The sequence below is a fragment of the Citrobacter sp. B72 genome, from assembly GCF_016894305.1.
Taxonomy (GTDB): domain Bacteria; phylum Pseudomonadota; class Gammaproteobacteria; order Enterobacterales; family Enterobacteriaceae; genus Citrobacter; species Citrobacter portucalensis.
Genome location: NZ_CP069801.1, coordinates 1,096,151 through 1,114,495, shown reverse-complemented (window position 1 = coordinate 1,114,495; position 18,345 = coordinate 1,096,151). Strand labels below are relative to the sequence as shown.

Below are 18,345 nucleotides of genomic sequence, written 5' to 3'. Positions count from 1 at the left end.
AATTATTTATGTTTTTTAGTTTATGTGATCAATACACTCTGGCATCGTTAATTATCCACCTCTTTCTGCTTGCCAGATCACATTTTATTATTTAACAGGTCAGGCATCATTTAAATTAAAATATATTCTCGCCGCAAATATAATAAACGCACATTATATTAAGCAATAAAAAACCCCGGACATAAACCGGGGTTAATTTAAATACTGGAACAGCTAATCAATAAGACTAAATATGCAGTTCCTGCAGTTTCTCTTTCGGTAGCGCCAGCTCTTCATTGCTGTTCACGCGTACATCACGCTCCAGAATATGACGCGCGATATCCTGTGCTTCGCTAAGAGAGTGCATCTGATACGTACCGCACTGGTAAACGTTCAGCTCCGGGATCTGGTTCTGATCCTGTACTTTCAGCACGTCCGCCATTGCCGCTTTCCACGCGTCGGCTACACGCTGTTCGTCCGGCGTACCAATCAGGCTCATGTAGAAGCCGGTACGGCATCCCATCGGAGAGATATCAATAATCTCAACGCCGTTACCGTTAAGGTGGTTACGCATAAAACCTGCAAACAGGTGTTCCAGCGTATGAATACCTTTCTCAGGCATCACTTCTTTGTTCGGAATGCAGAAACGCAGATCAAACACGGTGATTGCGTCGCCATGCGGGGTGTTCATCGTTTTTGCAACCCGGACCGCGGGAGCTTCCATCCGGGTGTGATCGACAGTAAAACTATCTAACAACGGCATTTAGCCACCTCCGATAAATTTTTTAAAAATAATCTGAACTCTTTGTTCCGGGGCGAGTCTGAGTATATGAAAGACGCGCATTTGTTATCATCATCCCTGTTTTCAGAGATGAAATTTTGGCCACTCCCGAGTGGCCTTTTTCTTTTGTATCAAGCGTGCTTTTCCAGCCACACGCTAAACGGCTCAGTATCAGCCGCTTCGATCTCCTGCTGACGACGCTTTGAAGCCTCGGTTTCAGCAATAAATTCAGCTTCCTGCACTATTTCTAACGGCTCTTCACGCAGCAGATTTCGGTAAGCCTCACCCAACGCTTTGCCCGTGCCGCCAATGCCTTCATCAATCATAGACCGTAGGATCCGGGCAGAGAAAGTCAGTTCAGGATTGTCAAAACAGGCAACCAGTTCATCACAGACCTTCTGATACTCCTCTCCCCCATCGATGCTGTCCAGCGTTTGTGCCACGCGTTTCAGATCGCGGAACAAATCTTTCCCAACCTTCGGCAGCGGGAACTGGGCTGTTTCACAGCCAATACCTAACGTCAGCCCAGGCTTACGCCCTTCGAGAATCACGCGATTCCAGTTTTTACGCGTACACAGCAATTCATCGCTGCTCATTTCCGGGGCATCAGCCAGCGCACACCAGACCATAAACAGATCGAGGAAACGCACCTGCTGCTCGTCCACGCCGATAGGCGAGAACGGGTTGATATCCAGCGAGCGTACTTCGATGTACTCGATACCACCACGCAGAAGCGCATCTGATGGCGTTTCACCACGACGAGTGACGCGTTTCGGGCGAATAGGCGCATACAGCTCATTTTCAATCTGCAGAACGTTGCTGTTGATTTGCAGACGCTTACCGTCTTTCTCCAGACCGATCGCCGCGTACTCCTCGGAAGGCGTCTTAATCGCGCGCTTTAATCCTGCCACATACTCATGCAAATCGTTAAACGTAATTCCGAGATTGCTTTGCGACTTATTGGTATAGCCCAAATCACTCAGACGCAGCGACGTTGCGTACGGCAGGTAATACATCCCACAGTCGGTTTTTTCAAACGGCAGAGTTGTCGGTTTTCCTTGCAGGAATGAGGAACAAATGGCCGGAGAGGCACCAAACAAATACGGGATCACCCAACCAAAACGGTAGTAGTTGCGGATCAGACGGAAGTAGCCCGCGGAGATCTTCTCTTTTGCATCCTCACCTTCGGTTACACCGCATTTCGCCTGCCAGAAAGCCATAGGCAGCGAGAAATTGTAGTGTACGCCCGAGATTGTCTGCATCAACGCGCCGTAACGGTTTTTGAGGCCTTCACGGTACAGCGTCTTCAGGCGACCGGTATTCGACGTACCATACTGTGCCAGTTCGATATCCTGACCTTCGGCAATATAGCAAGGCATGCTCAACGGCCACATACGCTCGTCGCCAAGGTTTCTGGCGGTATAACGATGTAAGTCGCGCATGAACGTGAGCATTTTCTCAATGTCGTCACCGGGAGGAGTAATGAACTCCAGCAATGCTTCGGCAAAGTCAGTGGTTATCCACTTATGCGTTAGCGCTGAGCCTAACACCTCAGGATGGCCTGTCGTTGCTAATGACCCATCTGCATTAACACGCAGCGTTTCGCGCTCCAGACCACGTTGAATCCCCTTTAACGCCTGAGGATGGTTTTCCAGCCAGGCCAGCGCCTGTGATACGTCCGGGATCAAATTGACCTCCCGCCTGTCAAAATCGTTTTAATTAGCATAATGGTATTGGTTACCCTGAAGGCTATCCCACAACACAATTAGTGCCACCACATAATGCCTTGTGTCGTAACCGCTGCGACAACAACATAGCGCAGCGCCTTGCCAAGGCATAAGAAAAAGAGAACTGGGCCCCACGAGATGCGCATCCACCCGGCTAACAGGCACAGCAAATCCCCCACAACCGGCATCCAGCTTAATAATAGTGTGACAGCGCCATAGCGCCGCAACCAGCCTGTGGCTTTTTCTTGCCAGCGCGATGTTTTACGCAATGGAAAGAAACGCCCAAGGATAACGTTAGTTAACCCTCCAAGGCTATTACCCATTGTTGCTGTTAAGACTAAGACCCAGGGATGACTGACCCCGGAAACCAACAAAGCAACCAGAACAACTTCAGAATTGCCGGGTAATAGCGTGGCACTGAGAAAACTGCTGGCAAACAGTGACAGGAGCGACAGTCCATCACTCACAATAACCGGACATCCACGGCATCCATTCCCGCGGCATGCGCCGCCTGTATTCCAAAATCGGCATCTTCAAACACGACGCAACGAGCCGGAACAACCCCCATACGTTCGGCACAAAGCAAAAACGTATCAGGAGCCGGTTTATGGTGTTGTACGTGATCGGCTGCGACTACAGCATCAAAATAGCGACGCAGACCAAGGTGAGCGAGCAGCGCTTCTGCAATTGCGCTTTCACTACCCGTACCTACCGACATAGGACGACGACCATGCCAGGCTTTCACAACATCAACCAACGGCAAAGGCTGGACGCTATCCAGCAGCATGCTTCTCACCTTGTCAGTTTTTTCACGTGCCAGTGCATGAGGATCAAGATCGGCATGGTTCAATTCAATTACCGACTGCGCAATACGCCACGTTGGGGAACCATTGAGAGCGACCATGGCATGTTCATCAAACCGTAGTCCATAATGCCCCAATACCTCATGCCACGCCTTACGATGCGTAGGCTCGGTATCCAGGATGGTACCATCCATATCAAAAATCAAACCCGCATAACGTTCGTACATCGTCTTCTCACAAGCCGAGTGACCAGACGTTATTTTATCGTAATTGATTGATTTTGTCGCTGACAGCGAATTGAGGGGTGTTCAGAGAGTATGTGGAAATGATTTGAGGGGGAGATGGTGCTGCCGATTATCTCGCAGACCGTGAAACAACAGTTTCGCTATTATTCAGGAGAAGATGGTGCATCCGGGAGGATTCGAACCTCCGACCGCTCGGTTCGTAGCCGAGTACTCTATCCAGCTGAGCTACGGATGCATTGGGAATTGCTGATTACTACTGATACTGCGAAGAAGATGGTGCATCCGGGAAGATTACTCGGCTGCGCCTCGCCCTGCGGGCCGTTGCTGAAGCAACGTTATCCTCCCTGGTGCTTGCGATTATCTCGCAGACCATAAAACAACAGTTTTGCTGTTGTCTCGGAGAATATGGTGCATCCGGGAGGATTCGAACCTCCGACCGCTCGGTTCGTAGCCGAGTACTCTATCCAGCTGAGCTACGGATGCATCGGAAAACTTGCTTTACTGCCGATATTGATATCGTGATAAGCGATATCAAGTAAGAGATGGTGCATCCGGGAGGATTACTCGGCTGCGCCTCGCCCTGCGGGCCGTTACTAAAGCAACGTTATCCTCCCTGGTGCTCGCGATTATCTCGCAGACCATGAAACAACAGTTTGCTGTTGCCTCGGAGAAGATGGTGCATCCGGGAGGATTCGAACCTCCGACCGCTCGGTTCGTAGCCGAGTACTCTATCCAGCTGAGCTACGGATGCATCAGGGAAACTTACTTTACTGCAGATTTGATGTCGCTGCTAAAGCGCTATCAAGTAATATGGTGCATCCGGGAGGATTCGAACCTCCGACCGCTCGGTTCGTAGCCGAGTACTCTATCCAGCTGAGCTACGGATGCAAATGGCGGTGAGGCGGGGATTCGAACCCCGGATGCAGCTTTTGACCGCATACTCCCTTAGCAGGGGAGCGCCTTCAGCCTCTCGGCCACCTCACCAACACGCCTCTTGCGAGTGCTTCGAAGAACTTGTTTCTGCTCATCGTCGCTGCGTGGCGCACATATTACTTTCTGGGACTTATAAGTCAAACAATTTTTCCAGAGCTTTTATCGTTTGCACATTTCACGCGCAATTAGTCTGCAAAAACGGCAAAAAGAGTGTTTTATCAACAGATAAATTGGCAATTTCCTGAAGGAGTGAACAAACGGAAACTTCGCAGGAAAAGGCATTACGCGCAGTGGAATCGAAAAAATGGGGAAGACGAAGAAGAAAAGAGAAGAAAAAGAGTAACTCAATCAGGTTGCGCCTCACCAGAAAGGTGAGACGCGAAAACCTTAGTAACTGGACTGCTGGGATTTTTCAGCCTGGATACGCTGGTAGATCTCTTCACGATGGACAGAAACTTCTTTCGGGGCGTTTACGCCAATGCGTACCTGGTTGCCCTTCACCCCTAAAACTGTCACGGTGACCTCATCGCCTATCATGAGGGTCTCACCAACTCGACGAGTCAGAATCAGCATTCTTTGCTCCTTGAAAGATTAAAAGAGTCGGGTCTCTCTGTATCCCGGCATTATCCATCATATAACGCCAAAAAGTAAGCGATGACAAACACCTAAGTGTAAGCAGTCACGGCATCACATTCTGTTAAACCTAAGTTTAGCCGATATACACAACTTCAACCTGACTTTATCGTTGTCGATAGCGTTGATACAAACGCTGCGGATTGAAGTCCGCAGCGTCGACTTACGCTTATAATTATTACAGTTTTGCGCTGACCCAGCCTTTCACACTGGCTAACGCTGCAGGCAGAGCCGCTGCATCCGTACCACCGGCTTGCGCCATGTCCGGACGACCGCCACCCTTACCGCCGACCTGCTGAGCGACCATTCCAACCAGTTCCCCTGCTTTCACGCGATCTGTCACGTCCTTAGACACACCCGCAATCAGAGAAACCTTACCTTCCACTACCGTTGCCAGAACGATAACGGTAGACCCCAGTTGATTTTTCAGATCATCAACCATGGTACGCAACATTTTCGGCTCAACGTCCGCGAGTTCGCTGACCAGCAGCTTCACGCCGTTGATATCAACCGCTTTGCTGGAAAGATTTGCACTCTCCTGCGCCGCAGCCTGTTCCTTCAATTGCTGCAATTCTTTTTCCAGTTGACGTGTACGCTCCAGCACGGAACGAACTTTGTCACCGATATTCTGGCTATCGCCTTTCAGCAGCTGCGCAATATCGCTTAAGCGATCGCTCTCAGCATGCACGGTTTGGATAGCACCTTCACCGGTTACGGCTTCAATACGACGAACGCCTGCCGCAGTACCTGACTCGGACACAATGCGGAACAGACCGATATCACCCGTACGGCTGGCGTGAGTACCGCCACACAACTCGGTAGAGAAATCCCCCATGCTCAGAACGCGCACATGGTCGTCATATTTCTCGCCAAACAGTGCCATTGCGCCTTTGGCTTTTGCCGCTTCGAGATCCATGATGTTCGTTTCAATCGGCAAGTTGCGACGGATTTGCGCGTTCACCAGATCTTCAACGGCACGGATTTCAGCAGGCTTCATTGCTTCGGTATGAGAGAAGTCGAAGCGCAGCAGTTTATCGTTAACCAACGAACCTTTCTGTGCCACATGCGTGCCCAGAACCTGGCGCAGCGCCGCGTGCATCAGATGCGTTGCGGAGTGGTTCAAACGAATACGCGCACGACGGGCTTCATCCACATCAGCCTGTACCGCATCACCAATTTTCAGAGAACCCGCAGACAGCTTGCCGATGTGACCAATGGCCTGGCCATATTTCTGCGTGTCGCTAACGGCAAACGCGAAGCCTGCGCCTTTCAGTTCACCCTTGTCGCCAACCTGACCACCAGATTCCGCATAGAACGGCGTCTGATCCAGTACGACAACGGCTTCCTGACCTGCGTTAATTGCGTCTACCGCTTTACCATCAACAAACAGCGCGGTCACTTTGCCGTTCAGTTCCAGGTGCTCGTAGCCTTTAAATTCAGAGGCGCCATCAACGCGAATCATCGCATTGTAGTCTGCGCCGAAGCCGCTGGCTTCACGCGCACGACGGCGCTGTTCTTCCATTGCAGCTTCAAAGCCTGCTTCGTCAACCTTAATGTTACGCTCGCGGCAAACGTCTGCCGTCAGATCAACCGGGAAACCGTAGGTGTCATACAGACGGAATGCGGTTTCGCCATCCAGCGTATCGCCAGACAGTTTTGCCAGTTCTTCGTCCAGCAGCGCCAGACCACGCTCCAGAGTACGCGCAAACTGCTCTTCTTCGGTTTTCAGAACCTGTTCAACCATAGCCTGCTGACGCTTCAGTTCTTCACCTGCAGAGCCCATCACGTCTACCAACGGACCAACCAGCTTGTAGAAGAAGGTATCCTTCGCGCCCAGCATGTTGCCATGACGTACCGCGCGACGAATGATACGGCGCAGCACATAGCCACGGTTTTCATTCGACGGCACAACGCCATCGGCAATCAGGAATGCACAGGAACGGATATGGTCGGCGATAACGCGCAGAGACTTGTTGCTCAGATCGGTTGCGCCAGTGACTTTCGCCACGGATTCGATCAATGAGCGGAACAGGTCGATTTCATAGTTGGAGTTAACGTGTTGCAGCACGGCCGCAATACGCTCCAGACCCATACCGGTATCCACGGACGGTTTCGGCAGCGGTTCCATGGTGCCGTCAGCCTGACGGTTGAACTGCATGAAGACGATGTTCCAGATCTCAATGTAGCGATCGCCATCTTCTTCTGCGCTTCCCGGAGGTCCACCCCAGATATGGTCGCCGTGGTCGTAGAAAATTTCGGTGCATGGACCGCAAGGACCGGTATCACCCATCTGCCAGAAGTTGTCTGAAGCATAAGCCGCGCCTTTGTTATCACCGATACGGATGATACGTTCGCGCGGAATACCGACTTCTTTTTCCCAGATTTCATAGGCTTCATCGTCAGTTTCATAGACGGTTACCCACAGACGCTCTTTTGGCAGAGCAAACCAGTTTTCACCGGTCAGCAGTTCCCATGCGTATTGAATAGCGTCGTGTTTGAAGTAATCGCCGAAGCTGAAGTTGCCCAGCATTTCGAAGAAAGTGTGGTGACGTGCAGTGTAACCGACGTTTTCCAGGTCATTGTGCTTACCGCCCGCACGTACACAACGCTGCGAGGTGGTTGCGCGGGAATAATTACGCTTGTCGAGGCCAAGGAAAACATCCTTGAACTGGTTCATCCCGGCGTTGGTAAACAACAAAGTAGGGTCATTGTTCGGTACCAGGGAGCTGCTGGCAACTACCTGGTGTCCTTTACTATGGAAAAAATCGAGAAACGCCTGACGGATCTCAGCGGTGCTCTTGCTCATAATTATCCTGAAGAAATCAAGCTAACGAAATGTCATTACCAGCATCGGCACGCAAACTGCGCCTCTGGCAATCGAAAAGTGGGAATAAGATAAGTTTTCTTTACTGGGAAGTAAAATCCCGTATGCGGTCAATCGTCAAAATTTCGCCATATTGCCTGAATATCTTCCATCAGATAGCCGCGATAGAGCAAAAAACGCTGGACCTTTACTTTATCTGAAAAATCGACAGGTAAAGGTTCACCGTACTTCCGAATGGCCTGCTCGCGTGCAAGCACTGCCCAGTCAATTTCGCACTCACGCATGGCCCGCTCGATAGCTTCACGCGCGATCCCTTTTTGGTTTAATTCCTGGCGCACTCGGGCTGGTCCATAACCTTTGCGGCTACGGCTGGCGATAAACTGCTGCACGAAACGATCATCATCCAGATAACGACTTTCAATACACCAGGCGATGACCTTGTCGTAATCCTCCGGCGTGGCATCAATTTCTTCTGGTCCATTTTTCCCCATCACCGGAGCGGCCAGCTTACGCCGCAGTTCCTGCTCGCTGTGGTCGCGCATCGCCAGAATGCGTACGGCGCGGTCAAGCAGTCGGGAATAAGCAGAACGGCGGGAAGTTGCTTCTGTCATAGTAAGCCTTCAGAAATGAAAAAGGGCTGCATGATATGCAGCCCTTTACTATATGTGATTCACAACATGCGATTCAAAACAGATTATCAGAAATCTTCGTTCGTTTCTTTTACGTCTTCGCCGCTGTCATCAACGGAGAAATCAGGCGTTGAATCCTGGTTATTGAGCAGTAACTCACGCAATTTCTTCTCAATTTCTTTCGCAGTTGCCGGGTTTTCTTTCAGCCAGTTGGTCGCATTCGCTTTACCCTGACCGATTTTCTCACCGTTGTAGCTGTACCATGCACCGGCTTTTTCAATCAGCTTCTCTTTCACGCCCAGGTCAACCAGTTCGCCGTAGAAGTTGATGCCTTCACCGTAAAGGATCTGGAATTCAGCCTGTTTGAACGGCGCTGCAATTTTGTTTTTCACAACCTTAACGCGGGTTTCGCTGCCAACCACGTTGTCGCCTTCTTTCACCGCGCCAATACGACGGATGTCCAGACGAACAGACGCATAGAATTTCAGGGCGTTACCACCGGTGGTGGTTTCCGGGTTACCAAACATAACGCCAATCTTCATACGGATCTGGTTGATGAAAATCAGCAGCGTGTTGGACTGCTTCAGGTTACCGGCCAGCTTACGCATTGCCTGGCTCATCATACGCGCCGCAAGGCCCATGTGAGAGTCGCCAATCTCGCCTTCGATTTCTGCCTTCGGCGTCAATGCGGCAACGGAGTCGACAACGATAACGTCAACCGCACCGGAGCGCGCCAGCGCATCACAGATTTCCAGCGCTTGTTCACCGGTATCCGGCTGAGAACACAGCAGGTTGTCGATATCAACACCAAGCTTACGGGCATAGACCGGATCCAGCGCGTGTTCCGCATCGATAAATGCACAGGTTTTACCTTCACGCTGCGCAGCGGCAATAACCTGCAGGGTCAGCGTTGTTTTACCGGAGGATTCAGGCCCGTAGATTTCGACGATACGGCCCATTGGCAAACCGCCCGCGCCCAATGCGATATCCAGAGAAAGCGAACCGGTGGAGATAGTTTCCACATCCATGGAACGGTCTTCACCCAGGCGCATGATGGAGCCTTTACCGAATTGCTTTTCGATCTGACCCAGCGCTGCAGCCAACGCTTTCTGTTTGTTTTCGTCGATAGCCATTAATTACTCCTGTCATGCCGCTTTCGGGTTAAACCGCGAAACGTGATAGATAATGTTCTGTTGAGGCAATTATACTGTATGCTCATACAGTATCAAGTATTTTGTAGAAATTGTTGCCACAGGGTTTGTAACGCGTAGACGGTCGCCTGTCGACGTACCGCGTCGCGATCGCCGCTGAAGCATTCCCGACGCGTAATCCCCTCGCCGCTCGCGCTGGCAAAGGCGAACCATACGGTACCCACGGGCTTTTCTTCACTGCCGCCATCCGGCCCGGCAATACCGCTGATCGAGACTGCGAAATGCGCGCGGGCAGCTTTTAGCGCGCCAATCGCCATCTCCACCACCACAGGCTCGCTCACCGCCCCATGCTGGGCCAGCGTCTCTTCGCGCACGCCAATCATTTGTGCTTTGGCTTCGTTGCTGTAGGTCACAAACCCGCGTTCAAACCAGGCGGAGCTTCCGGCAATATCCGTAATCGCTTTGGCCACCCAGCCGCCGGTGCAGGACTCCGCCGTCGTAACGGTCGCCCCACGCGCTTTCAGCGCCAGGCCAACCTGCTCACTTAACTGCATCAGTTCACTGTCGGTCATTTCAGCCTCTGTCAGTTAAAAAATATGCCGGACAAGATAGCACTTTCATAACCAATGTGGGGATGGAGAGAACGTTTTACGAGGGGGATTCCAAAAATTGCTCCGTTGCATAAATAAGACCTGCCGGATGACGATGTCAGGGCATCTTATCCGGCCTACAAGAGATTTCTTCCTGTAGGCCGGTGGAGCGATTACTGTACGCGGGCCAGCGCGACCGCCTGACCCAACTGCCACACGGCCATCGCGTAGTGGGTACTGTGGTTGTAGCGGGTGATGGTGTAGAAGTTCGGCAGTCCATACCAGTACTGATAGCCGGTACCAATATCCAGGCGCAGCAGGCTGGCCTGCTGATGATTACCCAACGACTGCTGTGGCGTCAGACCCGCGGCAGCAAGCTGAGAAATGCTGTACTGGGTTTTAAAGCCGTTCGCCAGCCCTGGTGCCTGACCATTTGCCGGCACCGCGACCGTATCGCCTTTCACCCAGCCGTGGCCCTTGAAGTAATTCGCCACGCTACCGATGGCATCAACCGGATCCCACAGGTTAATGTGGCCATCACCATTAAAATCAACGGCATATTGCTTATAGGAAGACGGCATAAACTGGCCGTAGCCCATCGCGCCGGCAAAAGAACCTTTCAAATCGAGCGGATCGTCGCTTTCATCTCGCGCCATCAGCAGGAAGGTTTCCAGTTCACCAGAGAAGTATTCCGCACGACGAGGATAGTTAAACGACAGCGTCGCCAGCGCATCCAGAATCCGCGTTTTACCCATCACGCGACCCCAACGCGTTTCAACGCCGATAATGCCAACGATAATTTCCGGCGGAACACCATAGACCTGCCACGCGCGGTTCAGCGCATCTTCATATTGATTCCAGAAGGCCACACCATTTTGCACGTTGTCAGGCGTGATGAACTGTTTGCGGTAGCGCAGCCATGCGCCGTTAGGACCGGCTGGCGGTTGAGTCGTCGGTGCCTGGCGGTCCATCAAACGCAATACCGAGTCCAGACGCTTGGCCTGCGATAGGATCTCCTGCAACTGCTGGCGGTCAAAGCCGTGCTTGTTGACCATTTTTTCGATGAACTGCTGCGCGTTCGGATTATTGGCAAAATCACCGCCCGTTTGCATGACGTTGTGCTGTGGCTCAAGCAGGAAGCCGCCGGATGGCGCACCCGTAGTCGTTTGAGTCTCTGAAGGTTTAGGTTTGCTGCTACAGGCAGCGAGCAGTACGAAAAGGGGGAGTAACGCTACATAACGACGCTTGAACATGAGACATCCATTAAACAAATTCAGCCTGGGAGAAGTATGGTAAAGCATCCTCCGCCATACAAGGAAGCGGTAGTCGCTCTCCTTCACAGAATTTACATCCCCTTTCATCTCTGACCTTCACATTTGCGAGCTTTCACGCAATAACTTTCAAATTAAAATATTTATCTTTCATTTTGAGATCAAAATAACACTTTTATATCTTTCGATCTGATTAAAATTAACCACCGTTTGGCAAGATAACTAAAATCCCTACAGGAGAGAATAATGATCGACACCATCACACTCGGTGCTGAGTGGTTTATCGGGCTGTTCCAGAAAGGCGGAGAAGTGTTTACCGGTATGGTGACCGGTATTCTTCCCCTGCTGATTAGCCTGCTGGTCATCATGAATGCGCTGATTAACTTTATCGGCCAGCAACGTATTGAACGTTTTGCTCAGCGCTGCGCCGGAAATCCACTGTCCCGCTATTTGCTACTGCCGTGCATCGGCACATTTGTATTTTGTAACCCGATGACGCTGAGTCTGGGTCGCTTTATGCCAGAAAAATACAAGCCCAGCTACTACGCCGCCGCCTCTTACAGTTGCCATTCCATGAACGGCTTATTCCCGCACATCAACCCCGGCGAACTGTTTGTCTATCTGGGGATCGCCAGCGGCCTGACCACGCTGGGGCTTCCGCTTGGCCCACTGGCGGTGAGCTACCTGTTGGTCGGTTTGGTGACTAACTTCTTCCGCGGCTGGGTGACCGATTTCACCACCACTATCTTCGAGAAAAAAATGGGCATTCAACTTGAGCAGAAGGTGCATCTGGCGGGAGCAACATCATGACACGTATTCGTATTGAAAAAGGCACCGGTGGCTGGGGTGGCCCCCTTGAACTGGATGCCATTCCGGGCAAGAAAATTGTCTATATCACCGCCGGAACTCGCCCCGCAATAGTCGACAGGATAGCAAGCCTGACCGGTTGGCAGGCAGTTGATGGCTTCAAAGAAGGCGAGCCGCCGGAGAACGAAATTGGTGTGGCGATCATCGACTGCGGCGGCACGCTGCGCTGTGGGATCTATCCCAAACGCCGTATACCGACGGTGAATATTCACGCTACGGGTAAATCCGGCCCGCTGGCTCAGTACATTGTCGAAGATATCTATGTCTCTGGCGTGAAAGAAGAAAACATCACGATTGTCGGCGAGGCATCCGCTGCGCCGCAACCTGCAAGCAGCACTATCGGTCGCGATTACGACACCAGTAAAAAGATTACCGAACAAAGCGACGGCCTGTTGGCAAAAGTGGGAATGGGCATGGGTTCAGCCGTTGCGGTTCTGTTCCAGTCCGGACGTGACACCATCGATACCGTCCTGAAAACTATTCTGCCATTTATGGCGTTCGTCTCGGCACTTATCGGCATCATTATGGCTTCGGGTCTGGGAGACTGGATTGCCCATGGACTCGCGCCGCTGGCCAGCCATCCGTTGGGACTGGTTACTCTGGCGCTGATCTGCTCTTTCCCGCTGCTGTCGCCTTTCCTCGGCCCCGGTGCGGTTATCGCCCAGGTTATCGGCGTGCTGATCGGTGTACAGATTGGTCTGGGGAACATTCCTCCGCATCTGGCGCTACCTGCCCTGTTCGCCATTAACGCCCAGGCTGCATGTGACTTTATTCCAGTCGGATTGTCGCTGGCCGAAGCACGTCAGGACACGGTCCGCGTCGGCGTGCCATCCGTACTGGTGAGCCGTTTTCTGACCGGCGCACCTACCGTTCTCATCGCCTGGTTTGTTTCTGGCTTTATTTACCAATAAGGGGCACTCAAAAATGACCGTAATTTATCAAACCACCATTACCCGTATCGGCCAGAGCGCCCCGGATGCACTGTGCGACCAGATGCTGATTACCTTTCGTGAAGGCGCGCCAGCGGATATCGAAGAGTTTTGTTTCATCCATTGCCACGGGGACCTGAACGGCTCTTTACAAGCCGGGATCCAGTTTGAACTGGGCCAGCACCACTACCCGGTCACCGCCGTTGGCAGCGTGGCGGAACAAAACTTACGTGAACTCGGGCATATCACCCTGCGCTTTGACGGGCAGAGCGAAGCGGAATTCCCCGGCACTGTACACGTTGCGGGCCCCGTCCCGGACGGTATCACCCCGGGCTGTATTTTGAAGTTTGTTGCTTAAGATTGAAGGAGATAAAAATGAATCAGGTTGCCGTTGTCATTGGTGGAGGCCAGACCCTGGGGGCATTCCTTTGCCGTGGGCTTGCGACAGAAGGATACCGCGTCGCGGTGGTGGATATTCAAAGCGATAAAGCTGCCAACGTCGCGCAAGAAATTAACGCCGAGTTTGGCGAAGGTACCGCGTACGGTTTTGGCGCAGATGCCACCAGCGAACAGAGCGTGCTGGCGCTGTCGCGCGGAGTGGATGAAATATTCGGTCGTGCCGATCTGCTGGTTTACAGCGCGGGTATCGCTAAAGCCGCGTTTATCAGCGACTTTCAGCTTGGGGATTTCGACCGCTCGCTGCAGGTCAATCTGGTCGGCTACTTCCTCTGTGCTCGTGAATTTTCACGCCTGATGATCCGCGATGGCGTGCAGGGACGCATTATCCAGATCAACTCAAAATCAGGGAAAGTGGGCAGCAAACACAATTCAGGCTACAGCGCGGCAAAATTTGGCGGCGTGGGCTTAACCCAGTCGCTGGCGCTGGATCTGGCGGAGTACGGGATCACCGTACATTCGCTGATGCTCGGCAACCTGCTGAAATCACCAATGTTTCAGTCGTTATTACCGCAATATGCGACCAAGCTGGGCCTTAAGCCAGATGAGGTGGAGCAGTACTACATTGATAAGGTTCCGCTTAAACGCGGCTGCGATTATCAGGACGTACTGAACATGCTGCTGTTTTACGCCAGTCCAAAAGCCTCTTACTGCACCGGGCAGTCCATCAACGTGACCGGCGGTCAGGTGATGTTTTAATGTTGAATTGCCGGATGGCGGCTGCGCTTATCCGGCAAAATCAAAGGAGTACATAATGGTTTCCGCACTGATTACCGTCGCCGCTATCGCCTGGTGCCTGCAACTGGCGCTTGGTGGCTGGCAAATATCCCGCTTTAACCGGGCGTTTGATCAACTCTGCCAGCAAGGTCGGGTTGGTGTTGGTCGCTCCGGTGGGCGTTTTAAACCGCGCGTGGTGGTAGCCATCGCGCTGGATGAGCAGCAACGGGTGACGGACACGTTATTTATGAAAGGTCTTACGGTATTCGCCCGACCAGGCAAAATTGCCACGATAATGGGCAAACATCTTGATGATTTACAGCCTGATGTGATCTTTCCCCATGATCCGTTATCACAGAATGCACTATCATTGGCGCTTAAACTGAAACATGGGTAATTTCGTTGTGAATGCTAATAGCTTGCGAAATTATCATTTTGCAACTTATTAAGTCAGGGTAATCACGCCTATGAAACCTCGTCAGCGTCAGGCTGCCATACTGGAGCATCTGCAAAAGCAGGGCAAATGCTCGGTTGAAGAACTGGCCCACTACTTTGACACGACCGGCACGACCATTCGCAAAGACCTGGTCATTCTGGAAAATGCCGGAACCGTCATTCGTACCTATGGCGGTGTGGTATTAAATAAAGACGAATCCGACCCGCCAATCGATCACAAAACGCTAATCAATACGCATAAAAAAGAGCAGATTGCCGAGGCCGCCGTCCGTTTTATACACGATGGCGACTCTATTATTCTGGATGCAGGTAGCACCGTACTGCAGATGGTGCCGATGCTCACGCGCTTTAGCAACATCACCGTCATGACCAACAGTCTGCACATTGTTAACGCCCTTTCGGAGCTGGACAACGAGCAAACTATCCTGATGCCCGGCGGGACCTTTCGCAAAAAATCTGCGTCATTTCACGGTCAGCTGGCAGAAAACGCCTTTGAGCAGTTCAGCTTTGATAAACTCTTCATGGGCACCGACGGCATTGACCTCAATGCCGGCGTGACCACCTTTAATGAGGTGTTTAGCGTCAGTAAAGCGATGTGCAATGCCGCTCGCGAAGTGATTCTGATGGCTGACTCGTCAAAATTTGGGCGCAAAAGCCCTAATGTTGTATGCAGTCTGGAAAGCGTCGACAAGCTGATTACCGATGCGGGCATCGACCCTGCGTTTCGTCAGGCGCTGGAAGCAAAAGGGATTGAAGTGATCATAACCGGAGAAACCAATGAGTGATGCACTACTGAACGCGGGCCGTCAGACGTTAATGCTGGAACTACAGGAAGCCAGCCGACTGCCAGAACGCCTGGGCGATGATTTTGTCCGCGCCGCTAATACGATTATCCACTGTGAAGGCAAAGTCATTGTCTCCGGTATTGGTAAATCAGGTCATATTGGCAAAAAAATTGCGGCGACCCTCGCCAGTACCGGCACGCCCGCCTTTTTTGTGCATCCGGCGGAAGCGCTGCACGGCGACTTAGGGATGATCGAAAGCCGTGATGTCATGCTGTTTATCTCCTACTCCGGCGGTGCGAAAGAGCTGGATCTCATCATCCCACGCCTGGAAGACAAATCCGTCGCACTGCTGGCAATGACCGGAAAACCGACCTCACCGTTGGGTCTGGCAGCCAAAGCCGTGCTGGATATTTCCGTTGAGCGCGAAGCCTGTCCGATGCGCCTGGCACCGACGTCCAGCACCGTAAATACGTTGATGATGGGCGACGCGCTGGCGATCGCCGTAATGCAGGCGCGCGGCTTTAACGAAGAAGATTTTGCCCGCTCACATCCGGCAGGTGCGCTGGGCGCTCGTCTGTTAAATAAAGTGCATCATCTGATGCGCCGTGACGATGCCATACCTCAGGTGAAGCTCACCACCAGCGTTATGGACGCGATGCTGGAACTCAGCCGCACGGGTCTTGGCCTGGTCGCGGTCTGCGACGACCAGTCACTGGTGAAAGGGGTCTTTACCGACGGTGACCTGCGCCGCTGGCTGGTTGGCGGCGGAGCGCTCACCACCCAGGTTAGCGAAGCTATGACTCAGAATGGCATTACGCTGCGGGCGCAGAGCCGCGCGATTGACGCCAAAGAGATCCTGATGAAGCGTAAAATCACTGCCGCACCGGTGGTCGATGAAAACGGTAAACTCACCGGTGCTATCAACCTGCAGGATTTCTATCAGGCCGGTATTATCTAATCCTTCAGACCCAGACGTTTCGCCAGCCGGTGCAGGTTGGCGACGTCTGTTTCCAGCGCCCGCGCGCTTGCCGCCCAACTGTGATTATTTTGCGCCAGTGCCCGGCGGATCATCTCCCGCTGGAACGACTCTGTTGCTTCACGCAGATTGTGATGTTGTGGGATCTCCGCAACAACTTCCGCCACCTGCGGAGCCGGACCTTCATCCTGCAAGGCAAAATGCTGCGCCTCCAGCACCACTTCATCCCCTGCCCTGGTAGCCCTGGCCAGAACAACCGCCCGGTGAATGGCATGTTCCAGCTCGCGCACGTTTCCGGGCCAGTCGTAATTCAGCAGATGACTACGCGCTCCGGGGCTTAGCACCACGCGGGAAAGACCCAGCCGTAGTCGGCATTGCTCGCAAAAATAGCCGGCCAGCAGCACCACATCTTCGCCGCGCTCACGAAGAGGCGGTACAGAAAGGGGGAATACGCTCAGACGGTGGAACAAATCCGCGCGGAAATTCCCGGCCAGCACCTCTTCGCGTAAATCACGGTTCGTCGCCGCCAGCACCCGCACATCCACGCGCAGGCTGCGATCGTCACCCACGCGCTGAATATCGCCGTACTGCAATACGCGCAGCAGCTTAGCCTGTAGCGCCAGCGAGAGTTCGCCTATCTCGTCGAGAAACAGCGTCCCATTGTCGGCCATTTCAAACTTACCGCTACGATTGCTGATAGCCCCGGTAAATGCACCTTTTACGTGACCAAACAGCTCACTTTCGGCTACGGTTTCCGGCAACGCCGCGCAGTTCAGATACACCAGTGGATTCACCGCGCGCGGCGAACCTTCATGGATAGCTTTAGCCACCAGCTCCTTCCCGGTTCCTGTTTCGCCGCTAATCAGCACGTTGAGATCGGACCCCGCCACAATCTCAATTTCTTTTTTCAACTGCATCATATTGGGCGACAGGCCAATCATCTGGGTTTCCGTCACCTGCTCAAAGTTGGTTGACGAACCTGGCAGCATATTCTGGCTTTCCAGTTGTTCAATCAGCAACGCATTGCTCAGCGCACCCGCCGCCAGCGCGGCAATCAGCCTAAGTTCCTCATCGCTGAAAACATCGAACTGATCGGGCTCCATGCCATCCAGGGTTAACGCACCAATCAAATTTTGACCGGCGAACAACGGCAGCCCAATACAGGCATGCACCTTCAGACTCTCCTGCCCCGGAATCAGACCATCATATGGGTCTGGCAAATCGCTGTCGGCAGGGAAACGAACCACGTCTCCGGCGCGGGCAATCGCCTCCAGACGCGGATGCCCTTCCAGAGTAAAGCGTCTGCCGAGAACATCCTGCGCCAGCCCATCGATCGCCAGCGGAATAAACTGTCGCGACTCATAGCGCAGCAGTGCCGACGCGTCGCACTCCAGCACCTGACGCAAAGTGGTTATCAGACGTTGAAAACGGTCCTGATGTCCAATACCGCTTTGTAATTCAATGGCGATGCCCGCCAGCACGTCTACGGAAAAGCTCATGACTACCTCATTGTCATTTTGACAATTCATATTGTCATATTGACAATAAAATGAATAGTCATTTTGACTACCACTTAATAAGCAGGAAACAATA

18 protein-coding genes and 5 tRNA genes are annotated in these 18,345 nt (G+C 52.5%); 7 read left to right on the top strand and 16 right to left on the bottom strand.

Annotation, left to right across the window (positions count from 1 at the left end; genetic code table 11):
* Positions 1–226: 226 nt before the first annotated feature.
* From luxS to mltB, 15 genes are all read right to left on the bottom strand, one after another.
* The gene (gene luxS, locus JQN59_RS05270; protein ID WP_003037312.1) at positions 227–742 is read right to left on the bottom strand and encodes an S-ribosylhomocysteine lyase; all 516 of its coding nucleotides are present in this window, start codon (positions 740–742) and stop codon (positions 227–229) included.
* A gap of 149 nt (positions 743–891) precedes the next feature.
* Entirely contained in the window at positions 892–2,448 is a 1,557-nt protein-coding gene (gene gshA, locus JQN59_RS05265) for a glutamate--cysteine ligase (protein WP_032944711.1), read from the bottom strand.
* A gap of 77 nt (positions 2,449–2,525) precedes the next feature.
* Positions 2,526–2,954, bottom strand: coding sequence for a YqaA family protein (locus tag JQN59_RS05260; protein ID WP_003825961.1), 429 nt, complete (start codon positions 2,952–2,954; stop codon positions 2,526–2,528).
* Positions 2,951–3,517, bottom strand: a complete 567-nt coding sequence (gene yqaB, locus JQN59_RS05255; RefSeq protein WP_003825960.1) for a fructose-1-phosphate/6-phosphogluconate phosphatase — start codon at positions 3,515–3,517, stop codon at positions 2,951–2,953. The genes JQN59_RS05260 and yqaB overlap by 4 nt, the downstream gene beginning before the upstream one ends.
* Positions 3,518–3,693: 176 nt before the next feature.
* Positions 3,694–3,770 (bottom strand) — tRNA-Arg (locus JQN59_RS05250).
* 171 nt (positions 3,771–3,941) lie between these two features.
* Positions 3,942–4,018, bottom strand: a tRNA-Arg gene (locus tag JQN59_RS05245).
* 191 nt (positions 4,019–4,209) lie between these two features.
* Positions 4,210–4,286 (bottom strand) — tRNA-Arg (locus JQN59_RS05240).
* 60 nt (positions 4,287–4,346) lie between these two features.
* A tRNA-Arg gene (locus tag JQN59_RS05235) sits at positions 4,347–4,423 on the bottom strand.
* Between the two features lie 3 nt (positions 4,424–4,426).
* Positions 4,427–4,519, bottom strand: a tRNA-Ser gene (locus JQN59_RS05230).
* Positions 4,520–4,855: 336 nt separating this feature from the next.
* A complete protein-coding gene (gene csrA, locus JQN59_RS05225) occupies positions 4,856–5,041 on the bottom strand; it encodes a carbon storage regulator CsrA (protein WP_000906486.1) in 186 nt (61 codons plus the stop codon).
* A 238-nt stretch (positions 5,042–5,279) separates the two neighbouring features.
* Positions 5,280–7,907 (bottom strand): alanine--tRNA ligase, encoded by a 2,628-nt coding sequence (gene alaS / locus JQN59_RS05220; protein ID WP_048215695.1) that lies wholly within the window; start codon positions 7,905–7,907, stop codon positions 5,280–5,282.
* A 128-nt stretch (positions 7,908–8,035) separates the two neighbouring features.
* Positions 8,036–8,536 carry a recombination regulator RecX gene (gene recX, locus JQN59_RS05215; RefSeq protein WP_048225248.1) on the bottom strand — a complete coding sequence of 167 codons (501 nt, stop codon included), beginning with the start codon at positions 8,534–8,536 and terminating at the stop codon, positions 8,036–8,038.
* An 86-nt stretch (positions 8,537–8,622) separates the two neighbouring features.
* Positions 8,623–9,687, bottom strand: a complete 1,065-nt coding sequence (gene recA / locus JQN59_RS05210; protein ID WP_003037330.1) for a recombinase RecA — start codon at positions 9,685–9,687, stop codon at positions 8,623–8,625.
* A 92-nt stretch (positions 9,688–9,779) separates the two neighbouring features.
* Positions 9,780–10,277 carry a nicotinamide-nucleotide amidase gene (gene pncC, locus JQN59_RS05205; RefSeq protein ID WP_048225249.1) on the bottom strand — a complete coding sequence of 166 codons (498 nt, stop codon included), beginning with the start codon at positions 10,275–10,277 and terminating at the stop codon, positions 9,780–9,782.
* Between the two features lie 191 nt (positions 10,278–10,468).
* On the bottom strand, positions 10,469–11,548 hold the full coding sequence (gene mltB / locus JQN59_RS05200) for a lytic murein transglycosylase B (RefSeq protein WP_003037336.1): 1,080 nt from the start codon (positions 11,546–11,548) through the stop codon (positions 10,469–10,471).
* 264 nt (positions 11,549–11,812) lie between these two features.
* Between mltB and srlA the strand changes: the two genes are divergently transcribed.
* The 7 genes from srlA (at position 11,813) to gutQ (ending at position 16,734) form a co-directional block, all read left to right on the top strand.
* Positions 11,813–12,376 (top strand): PTS glucitol/sorbitol transporter subunit IIC, encoded by a 564-nt coding sequence (srlA, locus tag JQN59_RS05195; RefSeq protein WP_003037339.1) that lies wholly within the window; start codon positions 11,813–11,815, stop codon positions 12,374–12,376.
* Positions 12,373–13,344, top strand: a complete 972-nt coding sequence (srlE, locus tag JQN59_RS05190) for a PTS glucitol/sorbitol transporter subunit IIB (RefSeq protein ID WP_008785620.1) — start codon at positions 12,373–12,375, stop codon at positions 13,342–13,344. The genes srlA and srlE overlap by 4 nt, the downstream gene beginning before the upstream one ends.
* Before the next feature lie 13 nt (positions 13,345–13,357).
* Positions 13,358–13,720 carry a PTS glucitol/sorbitol transporter subunit IIA gene (gene srlB, locus JQN59_RS05185; protein WP_008785621.1) on the top strand — a complete coding sequence of 121 codons (363 nt, stop codon included), beginning with the start codon at positions 13,358–13,360 and terminating at the stop codon, positions 13,718–13,720.
* 17 nt (positions 13,721–13,737) lie between these two features.
* Positions 13,738–14,517, top strand: a complete 780-nt coding sequence (gene srlD, locus JQN59_RS05180; RefSeq protein WP_048215692.1) for a sorbitol-6-phosphate dehydrogenase — start codon at positions 13,738–13,740, stop codon at positions 14,515–14,517.
* A 55-nt stretch (positions 14,518–14,572) separates the two neighbouring features.
* On the top strand, positions 14,573–14,932 hold the full coding sequence (gene gutM, locus JQN59_RS05175) for a transcriptional regulator GutM (RefSeq protein ID WP_008785622.1): 360 nt from the start codon (positions 14,573–14,575) through the stop codon (positions 14,930–14,932).
* 70 nt (positions 14,933–15,002) lie between these two features.
* On the top strand, positions 15,003–15,776 hold the full coding sequence (srlR, locus tag JQN59_RS05170) for a glucitol operon DNA-binding transcriptional repressor SrlR (RefSeq protein ID WP_003037350.1): 774 nt from the start codon (positions 15,003–15,005) through the stop codon (positions 15,774–15,776).
* On the top strand, positions 15,769–16,734 hold the full coding sequence (gene gutQ, locus JQN59_RS05165; RefSeq protein WP_149607929.1) for an arabinose-5-phosphate isomerase GutQ: 966 nt from the start codon (positions 15,769–15,771) through the stop codon (positions 16,732–16,734). Before srlR ends, gutQ begins: the two co-directional genes overlap by 8 nt.
* On the opposite strand, the gene norR is transcribed toward gutQ, so the two are convergent.
* Positions 16,731–18,251, bottom strand: coding sequence for a nitric oxide reductase transcriptional regulator NorR (norR, locus tag JQN59_RS05160; protein WP_103014817.1), 1,521 nt, complete (start codon positions 18,249–18,251; stop codon positions 16,731–16,733). The two genes, gutQ and norR, sit on opposite strands and share 4 nt — an antisense overlap.
* Positions 18,252–18,345: the final 94 nt, after the last annotated feature.